Origin of the sequence: Acinetobacter sp. TR11 (assembly GCF_027105035.1) — a bacterium.
Lineage (GTDB): Bacteria > Pseudomonadota > Gammaproteobacteria > Pseudomonadales > Moraxellaceae > Acinetobacter.
On the sequence record NZ_CP114256.1, the window covers coordinates 154443 to 171590 of the forward strand.

At 38.8% G+C, this 17148-nt stretch carries 17 protein-coding genes; 10 read left to right on the forward strand and 7 right to left on the reverse strand.

The window, feature by feature from the left end; translation table 11 throughout:
* Window positions 1–14: 14 nt before the first annotated feature.
* Window positions 15–816, reverse strand: a protein-coding gene (locus O1450_RS00695) for an IS5 family transposase (RefSeq protein ID WP_269228195.1) whose coding sequence is annotated in 2 segments (ribosomal slippage) — window positions 15–551 and window positions 553–816 — 801 coding nt in all. Because the reading frame shifts where the segments join, the coding sequence is not laid out codon by codon here.
* Between the two features lie 341 nt (window positions 817–1157).
* Window positions 1158–2069 (reverse strand): alpha/beta hydrolase, encoded by a 912-nt coding sequence (locus tag O1450_RS00700; protein WP_269229336.1) that lies wholly within the window; start codon window positions 2067–2069, stop codon window positions 1158–1160.
* A gap of 176 nt (window positions 2070–2245) precedes the next feature.
* On the opposite strand from O1450_RS00700, the gene O1450_RS00705 reads away from it, so the two are divergent.
* Window positions 2246–2683 (forward strand): DUF2147 domain-containing protein, encoded by a 438-nt coding sequence (locus tag O1450_RS00705; RefSeq protein WP_269229337.1) that lies wholly within the window; start codon window positions 2246–2248, stop codon window positions 2681–2683.
* A 70-nt stretch (window positions 2684–2753) separates the two neighbouring features.
* Here the strand turns inward: O1450_RS00705 and O1450_RS00710 are convergent, their stop codons facing one another.
* On the reverse strand, window positions 2754–3104 hold the full coding sequence (locus O1450_RS00710; RefSeq protein WP_269229338.1) for an arsenate reductase: 351 nt from the start codon (window positions 3102–3104) through the stop codon (window positions 2754–2756).
* A 417-nt stretch (window positions 3105–3521) separates the two neighbouring features.
* Complete coding sequence (locus O1450_RS00715; protein WP_269229339.1) at window positions 3522–4346, reverse strand: exodeoxyribonuclease III; 825 nt, start codon at window positions 4344–4346, stop codon at window positions 3522–3524.
* A gap of 41 nt (window positions 4347–4387) precedes the next feature.
* Between O1450_RS00715 and pyrE the strand changes: the two genes are divergently transcribed.
* Window positions 4388–5038 (forward strand): orotate phosphoribosyltransferase, encoded by a 651-nt coding sequence (gene pyrE, locus O1450_RS00720; RefSeq protein WP_004659863.1) that lies wholly within the window; start codon window positions 4388–4390, stop codon window positions 5036–5038.
* A 573-nt stretch (window positions 5039–5611) separates the two neighbouring features.
* Here pyrE and O1450_RS00725 read toward each other — a convergent pair.
* The 3 genes from O1450_RS00725 to O1450_RS00735 form a co-directional block, all read right to left on the reverse strand.
* On the reverse strand, window positions 5612–6970 hold the full coding sequence (locus O1450_RS00725; protein ID WP_269229340.1) for a hypothetical protein: 1359 nt from the start codon (window positions 6968–6970) through the stop codon (window positions 5612–5614).
* 251 nt (window positions 6971–7221) lie between these two features.
* On the reverse strand, window positions 7222–7410 hold the full coding sequence (locus tag O1450_RS00730; RefSeq protein WP_269229341.1) for a DUF3565 domain-containing protein: 189 nt from the start codon (window positions 7408–7410) through the stop codon (window positions 7222–7224).
* Window positions 7411–7863 carry a MarR family winged helix-turn-helix transcriptional regulator gene (locus O1450_RS00735; RefSeq protein WP_269229342.1) on the reverse strand — a complete coding sequence of 151 codons (453 nt, stop codon included), beginning with the start codon at window positions 7861–7863 and terminating at the stop codon, window positions 7411–7413.
* Between the two features lie 179 nt (window positions 7864–8042).
* Between O1450_RS00735 and O1450_RS00740 the strand changes: the two genes are divergently transcribed.
* From O1450_RS00740 to ftsZ, 8 genes are all read left to right on the forward strand, one after another.
* The gene (locus O1450_RS00740) at window positions 8043–8525 is read left to right on the forward strand and encodes a glutathione peroxidase (protein ID WP_005052532.1); all 483 of its coding nucleotides are present in this window, start codon (window positions 8043–8045) and stop codon (window positions 8523–8525) included.
* 223 nt (window positions 8526–8748) lie between these two features.
* Window positions 8749–9693, forward strand: a complete 945-nt coding sequence (gshB, locus tag O1450_RS00745; RefSeq protein WP_269229343.1) for a glutathione synthase — start codon at window positions 8749–8751, stop codon at window positions 9691–9693.
* Window positions 9694–9919: 226 nt separating this feature from the next.
* Window positions 9920–11017: an undecaprenyldiphospho-muramoylpentapeptide beta-N-acetylglucosaminyltransferase gene (gene murG, locus O1450_RS00750; protein WP_269229344.1), complete on the forward strand. Its 1098-nt coding sequence runs from the start codon at window positions 9920–9922 to the stop codon at window positions 11015–11017.
* A 13-nt stretch (window positions 11018–11030) separates the two neighbouring features.
* Window positions 11031–12482 (forward strand): UDP-N-acetylmuramate--L-alanine ligase, encoded by a 1452-nt coding sequence (gene murC, locus O1450_RS00755; protein ID WP_269229345.1) that lies wholly within the window; start codon window positions 11031–11033, stop codon window positions 12480–12482.
* Between the two features lie 91 nt (window positions 12483–12573).
* Complete coding sequence (locus O1450_RS00760) at window positions 12574–13500, forward strand: D-alanine--D-alanine ligase (protein ID WP_269229346.1); 927 nt, start codon at window positions 12574–12576, stop codon at window positions 13498–13500.
* 6 nt (window positions 13501–13506) lie between these two features.
* On the forward strand, window positions 13507–14364 hold the full coding sequence (locus tag O1450_RS00765; protein ID WP_269229347.1) for a cell division protein FtsQ/DivIB: 858 nt from the start codon (window positions 13507–13509) through the stop codon (window positions 14362–14364).
* Between the two features lie 65 nt (window positions 14365–14429).
* Window positions 14430–15692 (forward strand): cell division protein FtsA, encoded by a 1263-nt coding sequence (ftsA, locus tag O1450_RS00770; protein WP_269229348.1) that lies wholly within the window; start codon window positions 14430–14432, stop codon window positions 15690–15692.
* A 166-nt stretch (window positions 15693–15858) separates the two neighbouring features.
* Window positions 15859–17043 (forward strand): cell division protein FtsZ, encoded by a 1185-nt coding sequence (gene ftsZ / locus O1450_RS00775; protein WP_269229349.1) that lies wholly within the window; start codon window positions 15859–15861, stop codon window positions 17041–17043.
* Window positions 17044–17148 lie beyond the last annotated feature (105 nt).

A 17148-nucleotide genomic window follows, 5' to 3' on the forward strand; every position in this document is an offset into this window, starting at 1 on the left:
TGTTTCCTTAGAACCTATCCAGAATATTTTCTATGCAAAAGTAGCCTTAAAAAGGCTAAATTAATGAACTGAAGGCTCGTATTTAGGTGCTTTTCACAGTTTTTCCAAAGCCTTCTACATTTTTCTAACCAAGCAAATGATCTTTCCACAACCCAGCGTTGTGGTATGACTGCAAATTTATGTAATTCACTTCGTTTAGCAACTTCAACTCGCGCTCTGATTAAATCATTAACAGCCAAAGAAAAGGGTTCGCCTGTATAACCACCATCAACAAGTACAACCTCTACATTTTGTAAGGTGTCTCTATGTAAAGTTATGGCATCTAATGCACCTTGACGATCTGTTTTATCTGCTGTCGTAATAAATATTCCATGAGGCAGACCTTGAGTATCAACAATGATATGTCTTTTAATCCCTGAAACTCTTTTACCAGCGTCATAGCCTTTATTACGTGCGGTATCTGTGTTTTTTACACTTTGTGAATCAATGATGATAAAGCTCGTTTGTTCTTTCCGTCCATTGTTGATACGGGCCTCGCCAACCACATTTTTTTAAAGCCTGCTCAAGTATGCTAGGTTCAGTTTCTGATGGTTTTCTATTCCAAATCGAGAAGTAATAATGCACAGTGCTTTTAGGTGGAAAGTCTCGAGGAAGCATACTCCATTGACATCCACTTTTTAGAATATAGAGCAAGGCGCAAAACACTTCATAGACATCAACGACTCTTGGACGCGTTTGTTTTCTTCCGCTCAATAGTAACGGTTCAATTTCTTTAAAGGCTTCTCGACTAATGTCGCTGGGATATGGTTTTCTCATGGGGGAGAATTTAACAAATTATTTTTCCAATTGCCAAAAAAGAATGAAATTAATATTGGATAGGTTCTTATATGCAATCAGATTCCTAAGAAACGATATTAGTGTAAATTCGTTGTCAAAAATATTATTAAACGATTATTAAAATAACAATAGCACCTTTAGAATGAGAAGTAAGTCTAGCTATGTGCTTTTTAATGTAAATTAGGAGAGGAAAAATTCTTTGAAAAAGGAAGCTTAATCTAAATATTCGATCAGTTTGTTCTTATAATGACAAAAATGAATTAAGAATGACAATGGTCAGACATAGCTGACCATTTTCTGCAAAATCATCAAATTATGTTTTAATCACGATCAATTGCATGAGCAAAATCCGCAATGTCTGCTAAAGCTTGTTTGGCTTCAGGGAACCATGCATTAAACATTTGGAAGTTATGCCACATGCCTGTATACAGTTTAAAGTGTACTTTGACGCCCGCTTTTTCTGCTTTTTCTCTAAAGCGTTTTGAATCATCCAGTAAAATTTCTTTTGAGCCGACTTGCACCAGTGTTGGCGGTAAGCCTTTAAGATCATCAAATAGAGGAGAAACACGGGGATCATCCGCTTGTACACCATCTTTTAAGTAATGATTAATTCCTGCTTGTAAGGCTTCAATAGAGAGCAGGGCATCATGTTTTTGATTAAAGCGTAATGATTCACTGGTTAAGGTGAGATCTAAATAGGGTGACATGAGAATTAAACCACTTGGCATTAACTCAGGTTGTGCTTTTAGTCTTAGGCACAATGCCAATGCAAGGTTTGCCCCACAAGAGTCACCTGAAATAATAATATCTTTGGGCTTAATACCTTGCACTAACAATGCTTGATAAACATCAAAAATTGCATCAATGGCTTCGGGAAAAGCATGCTCAGGTGCTAAAGGATAATCGACATGAACCACTTGCATTTGGGTTCGTGCGGCAATATCGGTCATGAGAGCACGATGGGTATTTAAACTACCTAAGAAAAAAGCGCCGCCATGAATATGGAAAATTAGTTGAGTGGCCGATGCTTGTGCTTTGATCTCTTCGCCACGAACACCCGCTAAGCGCAATGGTCGAATTTGTACTGTTGGATTTTGAGGGAATAGACGACAAAGTTGGTCTAATAAAGGTCGCAAAGCATTCGGGGCTAAATTAAACTGACTCGGCGTACGAATGGTCGCTTTTAGTAATGATTCAGTAAAATAATATTTCCAAACAGTACCAAGTTTCATAATTTTTCCATATTGTTAGGTCAATATATAAATAAGAGTTTTGACTTGCGCTGCAATAAAAGCAGTGCTTTGTTTTTGCTCAAAGTATACCCAATAGTCATAATCAAGAATTGCAATATTGATAAAAATTCTCAATACTCTTAGTCTTGAAAAGACCCCTTAAGGATATTACAAAAATGAAGAAAATTGCTTTAGCATTTGGATTGCTCGGTTTAACAACTTTTGCCAATGCAGCAGATATATTAAATGGCTCAGTTTGGCAAACCATTGATGATGAAACAAAACAGCCAAAAGCGATCGTGAAATTTACGGAGCTGAAGGATGGCACGCTTACAGCATCTATTCAAAAATATTTAGTTCCAGGTCAAGAGAATGCATGTTCAAAATGCGAAGGAACATTTCATAACAAGACATTAAAGGGCGTAACGATTGTTCATAGCCTTAAAAATGTGGGTGGCGTAAATTATGATGGTGGTTCGATTATCGATCCTAAGAATGGCAAAACTTATAAATTGAAAGCTGAAATCATCGAAGGTGGTAAAAAGCTTAAATTACGCGGTTATATCGGTGTAGCGGCGCTTGGTCGTAACCAAACTTGGATTCGTGCAAACTAATCACACTTTAAGCTTAAAAAACCGAGTCTCATGACTCGGTTTTTTATTTCTATTAATGGGAATAAGTCATTTATGCTGATAAAGCTTGATAAGTCGCTTCATCAAAGCCAATGACAAAGCCTTCAGGTGTTTGTAAAACGGGACGTTTAATCAAACTCGGCTGAGCAATTAAAGTTTCAATCAAATTTTCCTGATTACTGGTTGCATGTGTCTGTTCTGCTTCGGTTAATTTACGCCAAGTCGTACCTTTTTTATTTAGGACCTTATCTGCGCCAATCTCTTTTAGCCAAATTGCTAAAGTGTCAGCATCAATCGCTTGTTTTTTATAATCATGAAATTCGTAAGCAATACCTTGTGCTTGTAAGGCATCGAAAGCCTTTTTCATTGAACTACAATTTTTAATACCATAAATTTTAAACATACTGAAAACCATAACAACACAATGAAAGATATGCGTTAAAGCCTAACTTAAAAGGCAGGGAATGTACCAGTTGAAAATAATTATAAAGTTTGTGGGTCTATTGTCTTTCGTAAAAGTGCATTGATGATTTATGCGCAAGATAAAATTGAGCAAAATATTGAATACATAAAAAGAGAAAACCCGCATCTAATCATCCTGATCATGCGGGTCTCATTTCAACGTCCAATGTCTCATCCTTGCAAATAAACTTAATCTAAGTTTATTTTGTCTTCCTACGGCGTCCTATCCCTTTTTGGTCATCCTGACCGCTTCCCTGTGCCGTGGTGCTATAATGCCGTTACAGCTGGTAAATAAAAATACACAAAAAACGACATGATATGTAAGCTAAAGAGACGGACAAAGTGAACAAGTGTTCACTTATTCGTGTATTTTGTAATCAATAATCACAGGTGCATGGTCACTAAACCATTGTTCTTTATAGACCCAAGCATTTGCAGTGCGTGCTTTCCAATCAGGAGAACAGGCTTGATAGTCGATACGCCAACCGACATTTTTCGCACGTGCTTGCCCACGATTTGACCACCATGAATACAATTCGGCTTCTTTTCGTACCTCACGGAAGGTATCTACATAGCCAAGTTCATCATAAATATGGTCGAGCCATGCACGTTCATGTGGCAAACAGCCAGATGATTTCTGATTGCCTGACCAGTTTTTAATATCAATACGCTTATGCACGATATTGTAATCACCACACACGATGATGGATTTATTTTCATTTCGCCATTGTTTGAGTATTTGGGCGTATTCTTGAAGAAATAAATCTTTACGTGCTTGCGCTTCATCACCGCTTGAACCTGACGGCAAGTATAACGAAGCAATATGAACAGGGTGTGACAGACCTAAATCGAATTTCGCCGTGATAAAACGTCCTTGCGAATCTGCCAATTCAAAGCCTAAGCCATTTTGCACAGAGACAAAAGGTAAGCGACTATAAATGGCTGTGCCTGCATAGCCTGCACGTTCAGCAGGGAATAGATGCGTGTACCAACCTTCAGGTTTAAATTTATCCGTCCATTGTTCATGAGTGATGCGGCTTTCTTGCATACACACCACATCGGCATCGGACTGTTCTAACCACTCAAGCAGACCTTTGGTCACAGATGAACGTAGACCATTTACGTTAATTGAAACCACTCGAAGAATTTTTACATCACTTGGATAGCGATCCTTTGGTATCATACGTCTGTTTAACCTCAATTAAAGAATTTGGAGCACCTTATATGACAACGCCTGTGTCATTTCATCCGCAAGCTTTTATCGAACTCGCATTATCACGTGGTGTGCTTAAATTTGGTGAGTTTACCTTAAAATCAGGTCGTGTCAGTCCTTATTTCTTTAACGCGGGTTTGCTTAATGATGGCGAAGCGTTATCTTTGTTAGCACAAGGTTATGCCGATAAATTGGTTCAGTGTGAAAACGTTGGTGTGATTTTTGGCCCTGCGTACAAAGGCATTCCTTTTGTTGCGGCGACTGCGGTGGCATTGTCTCAAGTACATGGCAAGAGTGTACCTTGGGGTTTTAACCGTAAAGAAGCTAAAGATCATGGTGAAGGTGGTGTGTTGGTTGGTGCATCGGTTGCAGGTCAAAAAGTGTGGATCATTGATGATGTGATCACTGCGGGGACTGCGATTCGCGAAGTTGTGACTATTTTAAAAAATGCAGGTGCGACGATTGCAGGGGTGTTGGTTGCGCTAGATCGTCAAGAACGTGGTCAGGGTGAGCTTTCTGCGATTCAGGAAGTGCAAAAAGAACTCGAAATTCCTGTGCATGCTTTAATCACGATGAAAGATTTAATGGATTATTTGGATGCAAAAGGCGAGAAAGACGCTTTGGCCAATATGCAAGCGTATCGTGAAAAATATGGCATCTAAGTTTTAGATGAATATGAAAAGGAAGCGAAGGCTTCCTTTTTTTGTTGAGTTAATAGATTATTGTAAATAATGTTTAAAAATAGGTGTGAAATGTGAATAATCACTAAAAAATCCGTTCCAGTGTGCTGAACCCTAGAAAGGCTTATAAGGTGTTGATGTGAAAAAGTTAAAATATTTCGCATGAGATGTATTATAATATATTGATTTTAGATAGGCTTAAAATTAGAAAGCTAAAAACATATTATTTATAGGTTTTGAAGAAAAATTCTAATGATTCCAGATATTTGTATGGGGAGTTATCTAGTATTTCAAGACCTGGGACATGAAAAATATATTCATTATTGTTGAGAGTATATGAATCTAATTTAAAATGTTCATTTTTTTTAGGTAACCATTCTAAGCTACATAAACTTTTATAAAGATGGTTGAAATCTTTTGTGTTTTTTAAAGCAATATTAAATATTTCTATTGGTACTAATGGAATTTCTAAATTATCAGTAAAAATACCTGAGTATCCATCAATTACAATTATACCATCTATACTATATTTATCTATTGAAGGGATTTTTAAATCTACAGAAAATTCAGGTAGATTTTCAAGTAAAAATTTTTTTTCTCTTTCACTTTTTGAACTTTTTCATAACAAGCCTTTCTTTTGTTAATAACTTCTCTTGGGTCTGCTGGCTGAATCATCCATCTAAGCTCTATAATTAATATTTTTTTATTGATCTCGTCAATAAATAGAAAATCAAATTCCTGATCTTTTTTATTTATTCTTTTTTTATAATTTTTTTTATATATTTGATTAATTAAATTTCCTTCTATTTGATTAATCATTTTTTTCTCAAAAATATTACTTTGTTTGTCAAAATTTTTAGAATCATTTCTTGCAAACAAAGTCATTAGATTTCTTTCAATGTTTGACTCTATGATATGGAAACATGGAATGAAATATTCTTTTTGATGTAAAAATAATGGCTGTAATGCAGCATCAGAACTTAATGATTTGTCTAAATTTTTTGGAAATTCTAAAAACTCTAAAAATTCTTTAATTTTTTCTATATCCTTAATATCTGATATTAAAGATATATCATTAATAAGTTTATTTTTTTCTGTAACTAAAACTAATGAATCCTCAAAACCTCCAATAAAATTATATTTTATATTTGCAACTCTTATGGATATTAAGTGATATAAACACCTATAAATTAAAGCATCTATTAATTTAGCTGTTAGATCAGAACTCCCCCAACTATAATGAAAAACTTCTAAGTGTAATCTTTCTCTTTCACGATGTCCTGCTACAGAAATTATTTCTTTAAACAATTTTTTATTAAAATTATATTTAATTTTTCTTTTTTTTAAGAAAACATTTTCATATAATATTTCAGAGATTCTATTTACAAAATAATTATCATCTTGTCTAAAGTAAAAATTAACTAACAATGAAATAAAATCATCAGTCTTTGGTTTGTTAATTCCTATTGATTCAAGCATGTTGTAACTTATATTGTAATCATTTTTATACTTTATATAGTAATTATTATTGGTTGTTGATTGAATGGAGAATGTGTTAGTGTGGAGCATGGACATTAAGTGTACTGCTTTTTTGTAATCAATAGTTTTTAGAATAAAATTAAAGTATTCTGGATACGACTTTTTGTCTGTAGATAATTTAAGATTTAAAGATGGAAAGCTTTTAAAGTCCTTATAAATTTTATTTATAGAAAATTTATAAATATACTTCATCTCATCTAATTTAATAGAAAATACAACTGGATCATTAATTCCAATACTCATATACATTATTCTAGTAAAGTCTTCTGCAACAGTTAGTAGTCTCCAAATAGCCAACTCTCTTGATGTTAAAGTAAGGTTTAAGCTTTCATAAGCTTCATCAAAATTCTTATCAAATTTATTTAAATCAAACATTTTTATAGCCAAATAAAAAATATAAAAGATTAAATTATTTCAACTCTCAGCATTTACTATAAGAGCCGATAAAAACTTGTTTACTCTTAAAGTATTGCCGAATAACAATTATGAGCTAACGTAGCTATGTATCGATCGTCCATGATAGTTCATAATTTTACTTTCCTACATAGGGTAGGCTGAGATTATGATTCACACACCACATCGACATGTTTCCATACTTATATTCAATATAAAATCTCTTATGTGAATCATTCTTCCTCACACTTTTTACATTCCAACATCACCCCTAACTTTTCTTTACGCCCTTGCTCCGTCAAAACCCAAGGGCGATTTTGCCACGGTGGATCATGGCGTACATGTTGCGTATGACCACAGGCTAGGTCAGCCACCCAATGATTTTCTTCATCGAGATGAAATCCAACAATGGCTTGTTGCATTTATTCACTCAAACTTTCGAGTTTATAATCCTCTAAACCCTTTAAAAAACGATGGCATAGATTATGAATTGCCACCAAATCATTTGGATCCACACCCAAAGAGCAGGCGAGTTTAAAAGGAATTAAGGTAATTTCATCTTTTGCAGCAAGTGCTTTTTCAAGCAAGATCACTTTTTTCATACGCTCATCTTCTTTCACCGCAACGCGCTTTAAAAACTGTTTTTCTTCGAGTTTTTTAATAATTGGCGTCAGGGTGCCCGAATCAAAAAAGGTTTTTTGACCAATTTCAGACAACGTTACATTGTCCTTTTCATACAAAGCCAGTAACACAATAAACTGCGGATAGGTCAGATCGTATTCCTGAAGCAAAGGACGATATTGGCGAATCATTGCATTGGTCGCGGAATACATCGCAAAACACACTTTGTTTTCTAAAAGAGAAAATTCGCTCATGATTCTGTCCTTAACATCGTAATTGCTCATAAGCAGTATAAGTTGAAAAGTCCCAAAAGTATATTGTGCATAATTAACTTGCACACAATATAATTGTGTGCAATATTAATTCGCATAGCTGAACAAATAGACAAAGCTATTAAGCAAATAAGATTGATTGAATCAGAGCGAGATGTTGTATGACCACAATTTATGATTTTCAGGCTGAACTTTTAGAAGGTGAGCAAAAGAACTTTGCAGATTATCAAGGCAAAGTTTTATTGGTGGTGAACACGGCAAGTCAATGTGGCTTAACCCCACAATTCGAAGGACTTGAGAAGCTATATCAGGACTATCAACAACAAGGTTTAGTGATTTTAGGCTTTCCATGTAACCAGTTTGCTAACCAAGACCCATCAAGCAATGAAGAAATTGGCAGCTTCTGTCAGCGCAACTATGGGGTGTCATTTCCAATGTTTGCCAAAGTTGATGTGAATGGCTCAAATGCACATCCGATTTATAAATATCTCACTTCAGAAGCCAAAGGTATTTTAGGTAGTGAAAGCATCAAATGGAATTTCACCAAGTTTTTGATTAACCAAAATGGTGAAGTCATCAAACGCTATTCACCAACCACCAAACCTGAAAAAATTAGCAAAGATATTCAGAAACTCTTGGCATAAGTTGAATATAAAATTGAATGCTTTAGAAATTACTGGTATCGAAATCATCTACCAGTAATTTTTTAATTTTTATCACTCAGAAAGTCATCTATTTAAATAAATCGAATCTAGTGATTTGAATAAATTAGAATTTTTTACATTTAATAATTACATAACTTGTTTAAACATCACCATTAAACTTCGCTATACTTTTTGCCAAGATTAAAAATATGAGCGTCAAACTATGCGTGTACTTGTGGTGATGGACCCAATTGAAACAGTGAATCTCAAGAAAGATTCCACGATGGCAATGTTATGGGCGGCAAGCCGTCGCGGTCATGAATTGGGTTATGCATTACAACACGATTTATATATCGATCAAGGCAAAGCTTTTGGCTTGATTTCACCGCTTAAAGTCTTCGAAGATTACGATCATTATTATGAGTTGGGCGAGAAGCGCAAAGAGTCATTGGCGGATTACGATGTGGTGCTGATGCGTAAAGACCCACCGTTTGATATGAATTTTGTCTATACCACTTATATTCTGGAACAAGCTGAACGTGAAGGGGCATGGATTATTAATAAACCACAATCGCTACGCGACTGTAATGAAAAGTTGTTCGCGACTCAATTTCCAGAACTTCAAGTGCCAACTTTAGTGACTTCACAACAAAGCTTGATTCGTGAATTTATTAAAGAACATGGCGATGTGATTGTGAAACCTTTGGATGGTATGGGTGGGATGGGTATTTTCCGTTTATACCAAGATGGGGTAAATATTGGTTCAACTTTGGAAATGCTCACCGAAATGGGTACATGTCCAATCATGGCACAACGCTATATTCCTGAAATTGTTGAAGGTGATAAGCGTATCTTGATGGTCAATGGTGAACCGATTCCATATTGTTTAGCGCGTATTCCGCAAAATGGTGAAGTACGAGGTAATTTGGCAGCAGGTGGTCTAGGTCAGGCACGTCCACTCACTGAAAATGACAAAATGATTGCGGCGAAAGTCGGGCCTTTCCTGCGTGAAAAAGGTTTGGTTTTTGTCGGTCTTGATGTGATTGGCAATTATGTCACTGAAATTAATGTCACCAGTCCGACCTGTATCCGTGAGATTGATGCACAATTTGGAACCTCGATTGCAGACGATTTATTTGATGTGCTAGAAGTGGGGCGAAACAGCTAAGATTACGCCATTTTTTGACCAAACTGCCCGTTTGTATTTCGATTAAATTTATGTGCAAATGGGCGTTTGGATATTGGCAGAACCTTGTTTTCAACAAAGAATTAAAAAAAGCTTAGCTTTCTGTTGTAAACAGGTGAAATTCGCTTTTCGTGAATGAAGCTTTAGGATTAGAATAACTCCCGAAAACAATAGACGATAACCTTCTTTTGAGTTGAAGAATTAGACCGTGACCAATTCACCACAGAACAAAGCTAAACATGTCATGATGATGGCCGCTGGTACAGGTGGGCATGTTTTCCCTGCGCTTGCTGTTGCCAAACAACTGCAACAAGAAGGCTGCCAAGTCTCTTGGTTAGCGACGCCTACAGGAATGGAAAATCGGTTACTTAAAGATCAAAATATTCCGATTTATCAAATTGATATTCAAGGCGTACGTGGGAATGGTATTTTACGTAAGCTGACTGCGCCATTTAAAATTCTAAAAGCAACATTAAGCGCGATGCGCTATATGAAGCAATTAAACATTGATGCTGTGGCGGGTTTCGGTGGTTATGTCGCTGGACCAGGTGGCTTGGCTGCACGTTTACTCGGTATTCCTGTGTTAATCCATGAACAGAATGCCATTGCAGGATTTACCAACACCCAATTGGCGCGTATTGCCAAGACCGTGTGTCAGGCTTTTCCAAATACATTTGCAAACAGTGATAAAGTCGTGACCACAGGCAATCCTGTGCGTGCTGAAATTACTGCGATTTTGAACCCATCATGGCGTTATCAAACCCGTGAGCAAGAACAATTACCACTGAATATTTTGATTGTTGGTGGTTCACTGGGTGCACAAGCACTGAATGAGCGTTTGCCTGAAGCTCTGAAAAAGGTCAATGTTCCATTGAATGTGTTTCATCAATGTGGCCAAAATCAGCAAGATACAACGCGTGAGCGTTATCAGGGTGCGCCTGCAAGTTTGAATATTCAAGTTGAGCCATTTATTCATGATATGGCAAAAGCCTACAGTGACGCTGATTTAATTATTTGCCGTGCTGGCGCATTAACGGTTACAGAAGTCGCAACTGCGGGTCTTGCTGCAGTGTTTGTTCCGCTGCCTATCGCAGTGGATGATCACCAGACCGCAAATGCGAAATTTTTAGCAAATGTCGGCGCTGCGAAGATTTGTCAACAAGCAGACATGACACCCGCTGTTTTAGATGAGTTGTTAGCCACATTATTAAATCGCCAACTACTGTCTGAAATGGCAATTAAAGCACGTCAACAAGCACAACCGAATGCAACTCAGCATGTGGTTGATCTGATTAAAAAATTGTAATTCGAGTTTATTTATGTCTCCAAAAAATCCAAACCAAGCCAAAAAGCTCATCAAAGTGCCGGAAATGCGCCGTATTAAACATATCCACTTTGTTGGGATTGGTGGTGCGGGGATGTGTGGTATCGCCGAGGTATTGGCCAATCAAGGTTATAAAATTTCTGGTTCAGACATTAAAGCCTCAAAGACCACAGCGCAACTCGAAAGCAATGGTATTAAAGTTTATATTGGGCATTCGGCTGAAAATATTAAAAATGCCAATGTGCTAGTAGTATCAACTGCGATTGATCCTGAAAATCCAGAAATTAAAGCCGCGATTGAACAACGCACACCGATTGTGCGCCGTGCAGAAATGCTAGGTGAGTTGATGCGTTATCGTCACGGTATTGCAGTTGCAGGGACACATGGTAAAACCACAACGACTAGTTTATTAACGACGATGTTGGCAGAAGAAAATCTAGATCCAACTTACGTGATTGGTGGTTTGCTGAATAGCACAGGTGTCAATGCTGCACTGGGTGAAAGCCGTTTTATCGTTGCAGAAGCCGATGAGTCAGATGCATCTTTCTTGTATTTGCAACCGATGGCTGCGATCGTGACCAATATTGATGCAGATCATATGGACACTTATGAAGGTAGCTTTGATAAGTTAAAAGATACCTTTATTCAGTTCTTACATAATTTACCATTCTATGGTTTGGCAGTCGTCTGTGGTGATGATGCCAATATTCGTGAAATTCTTCCTCGTATTGGTCGTCCAACTTTGACTTACGGTTTTGGTGAAGATAACGATATTCGTGCAGTCGATGTGGTACAAGAAGGTATGCAATCGCACTTTACTGTACTGCGTAAAGATCGTGAGCCATTACGTGTCACCATCAATCAACCAGGTCTGCATAATGTCTTGAATGCATTGGCTGCGATTGGTGTGGCAACTGATGAAGGTGTTTCTGATGGTGCGATTTGCCGTGCTTTAGAAGGCTTCAGTGGAGTGGGTCGTCGCTTCCAAGTTCAAGGTGAATTTGAAGTGGGCGAAGGCTTGGTGAAATTGGTCGATGACTATGGTCACCATCCGAAAGAGGTAGAAGCCACCATTAAAGCAGCGCGTGCCAGCCATCCCGACCGTCGTTTGGTAATGTTGTTCCAACCACATCGTTATAGTCGTACCCGTGATTGTTTTGATGATTTCGTCGATGTGTTATCGCAAGTGGATCAACTGTTATTACTGGAAGTCTATCCAGCAGGTGAAAAACCGATTGTGGGTGCGGATAGCCGTGCTTTGGCACGCAGTATTCGTTTACGTGGTGAAGTTGAACCGATTCTAGTTGATCCAGTTGATGGCAATTTGCCGAATGTTTTACAAAAAGTGTTACAAGCGAATGACTTGCTATTAACACAAGGCGCGGGTAACGTGGGCGCAATTTCGGTAGAATTGGCTCAGCATCGTTTGTATGCCAAATCCCCCTAACCCCCTTTGTTAAAGGGGGAACTCCTCCCTTTGAAAAGGGAGGTGGGGAGGAATTTAATAGAATATATGAAGTTTTTTTAAGGATATAAACGTGTCAAATGCTGCAAAATTCGGCAAAGTTGCTGTGTTGTTTGGTGGGAAGTCGGCTGAACGTGCTGTGTCATTGGATAGTGGTCAAGCCGTTTTAGAGGCTTTGTTGCGGTCAGGTGTGCAAGCAGAAGCATTTGATCCACAAGAGCGAAGCGTGACTGAGTTAGTCGGTTATGATCGTGCTTTTATCGTATTGCATGGTCGTGGTGGTGAAGATGGTCAGATCCAAGGTGTGTTGGAGTGGTTAAACCTTCCATACACAGGCACGGGTGTGCAGGGTTCTGCGATTGGGATGGACAAAGTCAAAACCAAACAAATTTGGCAAGGGAGCGATTTACCGACCGCACCATATCGCATTATTACCAAAGATTCTGACCTAGATGCTGTCGTGGCAGACTTAGGATTACCTGTCATTATCAAGCCAGTACATGAGGGCTCAAGTGTTGGCATGAGTAAGGTTGAAAAAGCAGAAGATTTTGCGGCTGCGATTGAGAAAGCGACACAGCATGACGCTATCGTGATGGCTGAAAAGTGGATTACGGGTCGTGAATTCACCATTTCATTCTTGAATGGACAACCGCTGCCTGTGATTCGTTTACAACCGCCAGCAGACGTTGCTTTCTATGACTATGAGGCAAAGTATCAACGCAATGACGTGGAATATGGCATTCCTTGTGGTTTAAGCGAAGATGAAGAGAAAAGCTTACAAGCATTGTGTCTACGTGCTTTTCAAGCAGTTGGTGCGGAAGGTTGGGGGCGTATTGATGCAATGCAGGATGAGCAAGGCAATTTCTGGTTGTTAGAAGTCAATACCGTACCGGGAATGACCAGTCATTCTTTAGTGCCTAAAGCAGCTCAAGCCGTAGGTTATAGTTTCGATCAGCTCTGTGTTGCAATTTTAGAGCAAACTTTAACCCAATCGGCTTAATGATATATGGCTCAACTCCCTGCTTCTATGCGCCGTAAAATACGGCCAGCCATTAGCTCGATTCATGAGAAACCGCCTTCACAGAAACAAAAAATGATGAATGCAGGTGGCTGGGCGTTGTTGATCATTGCTTTTATTGTATTGGCAATTGGTCTCTATGGCTTATATAAAGTGATGACTGATGCAAAAGTCGCACAATTACAGGTGGTTGGGACTAACTCGGATATTGAAAATCAGCAGTTAGTGCAATATCTAAGTCCAATTATCAAAGATAACTATTTCACTTCCGATTTAGAGCAAATTCGAGATCAGGCGCTAAAAGTGTCTTGGGTTGACCGTGTCGTGGTATCACGAGCTTGGCCGAATGGGATTCGTGTAAGAGTTATGCCGCGTCACGCAATTGCGCGTTGGGGAACAGGGCGTTTGCTCAGTGATAATGGTGATGTCTTTAGTGAAGCTATATTAAAAGTACATCCAAACTTGCCACTTTTACATGGGCCAGTCAGCCAATCCAAAATGATGATGCGTCGCTATAATGAAATTAATCAACTGTTTCATCCAGCGAATTTAAGATTAAAAGAATTGTATTTAACAGAGCGAATGACGTGGTTTATGCAGTTTGATTCGGGTCTACGGATTATTGTGGATCAAGATCAAACCATGAACAAGCTTCAACGCTTAAGCCATTTGGCACAAACGGATCTCAAACCTGTATGGTCGAAAATCTCAGCAATTGATTTGCGTTATCGGAATGGCTTGGCCATTCAATGGAAAAACGCAATCCCGCCAAAGATTGTCAACGGTCAGTTAGTTGTAACGATTGATGACACAAGCCTTGCAGGGGCAATTCAGGCAAAGCCATAATACGTGGCTTGAAAATAACAGGCAGTTTGCCCGTACTAAACAACAAAAGATATGGTAATGAAGTAATGAGTGAAGCTGTTTCCTCAGTTGTTGCGATTGATATTGGGACGCATAAAGTCTCAGTTTTGATTGGTAAGGTCCATGCACCGGATAAGATCCAAGTGATTGGCATGGCAACTGCTCGCAACCGAGGCATGGTTAAAGGCAAAATTGTGAGCTTGGATAAGGTGATTGCTGCGATTAAAAATGCAGTCTCTGAAGCCGAAGATATGGCTGAGTGTCGTATCCATAGCGCATGGGTGTCAATTCCAAGTACTGAATTGCAAAGTTTTTATGCATCAGGCCGTACACCAGTAGCTAATCATGATCATATTATTACGACAAATGAAGTGGTTAGAGCATTAGAGTTAGCCAAGGCGAGCCATGTATCGCCAGATTATTATCTTGCGAGTGCTGTTCCATTAGGCTTCGAGTTGGGTGATTCGGCTGAATGGGTGCAGAACCCAGTCAATATGTCGGCTCATAGCATGACCGGGCATTATCAATTGATGATGATGCCGATTAGTACCATGCAAAACCTTGATCGTGCCATGAAAGGTGCGAATATCGGGGTAGAGAAAATGGTGGTATCTAGTTTAGCTACGGCTGAAGCTAGTTTGCTCAAAGATGAAAAAGAATATGGCGTATGCTTAGTTGATATTGGTGCAGGGATTACCAATATCGCAGTATATTTAGATGGTCGTTTAGCTTTAGTACGTACCTTGCAACGTGGTGGTGAAAATGTGACCCGCGATATTGCAGCGGTTTTACAAACGACCACTGAAGAAGCTGAACGTATTAAAATTTTACATGGTTGTGTTGATCTCAGTGTAGTGAAACCTGACCATATGATCCAAGTGCAAGCGATTGATGGACAACAGACCATTAGTCGTATTGAGCTTGCAGAAATTATTATTGCGCGCTATGAAGAAATCTTTACATTAATTCGTGAAGAATTGGAGCATAGTGGGGCAATACATGGTTTATATCATGGGGTTGTACTCACAGGTGATGCTTGTCAAATTGAAGGTATGGTGAATTTGGCACGTCGTATGCTTGGTGTATCTGCACATTTGGGTAATCCACCTTTACAGGTTTATGCTGAAGACCAGCATCTTGCGGCCTTACGTCGTTCAATGTATGCGACAGCTTCAGGATTATTGATGTTTAGCCAAAGTGATTTGCAGGATGCAGTAGAAGAGCCGGAAGAAGCCAATGATCGTAGTTTCATGGATCGTGTTACGAATGGTTGGAATGCATTAAATAGCAAATTAAAAGCCATATTTTAAGTTGTACTTATTTTGGGGAAAATTGTTAGGAAGTTGTAATAGTGAGTCGTTGTACTTGACAAGCTATGTATTATTGAACAGCATCCTAAACATCGGTTGTTTTAAAAATCAGGGCAGTAACGGGCTGAAGTGACTGCCACTTAATATATTAGGAAATTTAAAGGTCATGGCCTCATTTGAATTTATAGAAGATGAACTAGACGATGGCAACGGTCAAGCCCGTTTCACAGTATTTGGTGTTGGTGGTGGTGGTGGTAATGCTGTCCAACATATGGTGCAATCCGATATTCAAGGTGTAAAGTTTGTTTGTGCCAATACTGACAAACAGGCACTTGATAGCATGAATGCCCCTTTTAAAATCCAATTAGGTGAGCAAAGTACGCGTGGATTAGGTGCAGGTGCAAACCCTGAAGTTGGACAAATCGCAGCTGAAGAAAGCCGCGAAGTGATTCGCCAACACCTTGAAGGTACGGATATGGTATTCGTAACCGCGGGGATGGGTGGTGGTACTGGAACAGGTGCTGCGCCAGTTGTGGCTGAAGTTGCTAAAGAAATGGGCATCTTGACCGTAGGTGTAGTAACGACCCCGTTTAATTTCGAAGGTCGTCGCCGTCAAAAATCAGCTGAAAAAGGGATAGATGCATTAGAGGCTCATGTTGACTCACTGATTATCATTCCAAACCAACGCTTACTCAGCGTTTATGGCGATATTTCAATGAAAGATGCCTATAAAAAGGCAGATGACGTATTATTAAATGCCGTTCGTAGTATCTTTGACTTGGTTGTAAATCGTGGTCATATTAACCTCGACTTTGCAGACTTGAAAACAGCCATGAGTACTCGTGGTTATGCTATGATGGGTGCGGGTTTGGGTCGTGGTGAAGACCGTGCGCGCCAAGCTGCTGAACAAGCGATTCGTAGCCCGTTATTGGATAATGTGAATATTATCAATGCGAAAGGTGTACTGATCAATATCACGGGTGGTGATGATATCACCTTGCGTGAAACTGAAATTATTACCGATGTGGTCAACCAAATCGTTGATTTGGATGAAGGTGAAATCTTCTACGGTACGGTATTTGATCCTGATGCACGTGATGAACTTCGTGTCACTGTGATTGCGACTGGTTTGACCCGTAATGCATCTGAAGTTGAACATAAGAAACGTACAGTGACTGCACATCATGCACCTGTTCAAGCAGTTGCTCAGCAGCCAGTTGATGAAGATGATGTTCCAGCGATCAGTAAACGTGCAAATGTAGACGTACCTGCTACAGCAGCGCCAAGTTCTACACCACGTTCATCGCCAATGAGTATTCAAGACTATCTGAAAAATCAGCAGCGTAAATAATAAAATCATATGTTTAGAGAGAGGGGGCAAGTAATTGCTCCCTTTTTTATTTTTTTAAAATGGCAAAATATGCTAACTTATATCGGTTTTTGCAAATGAAGTTGT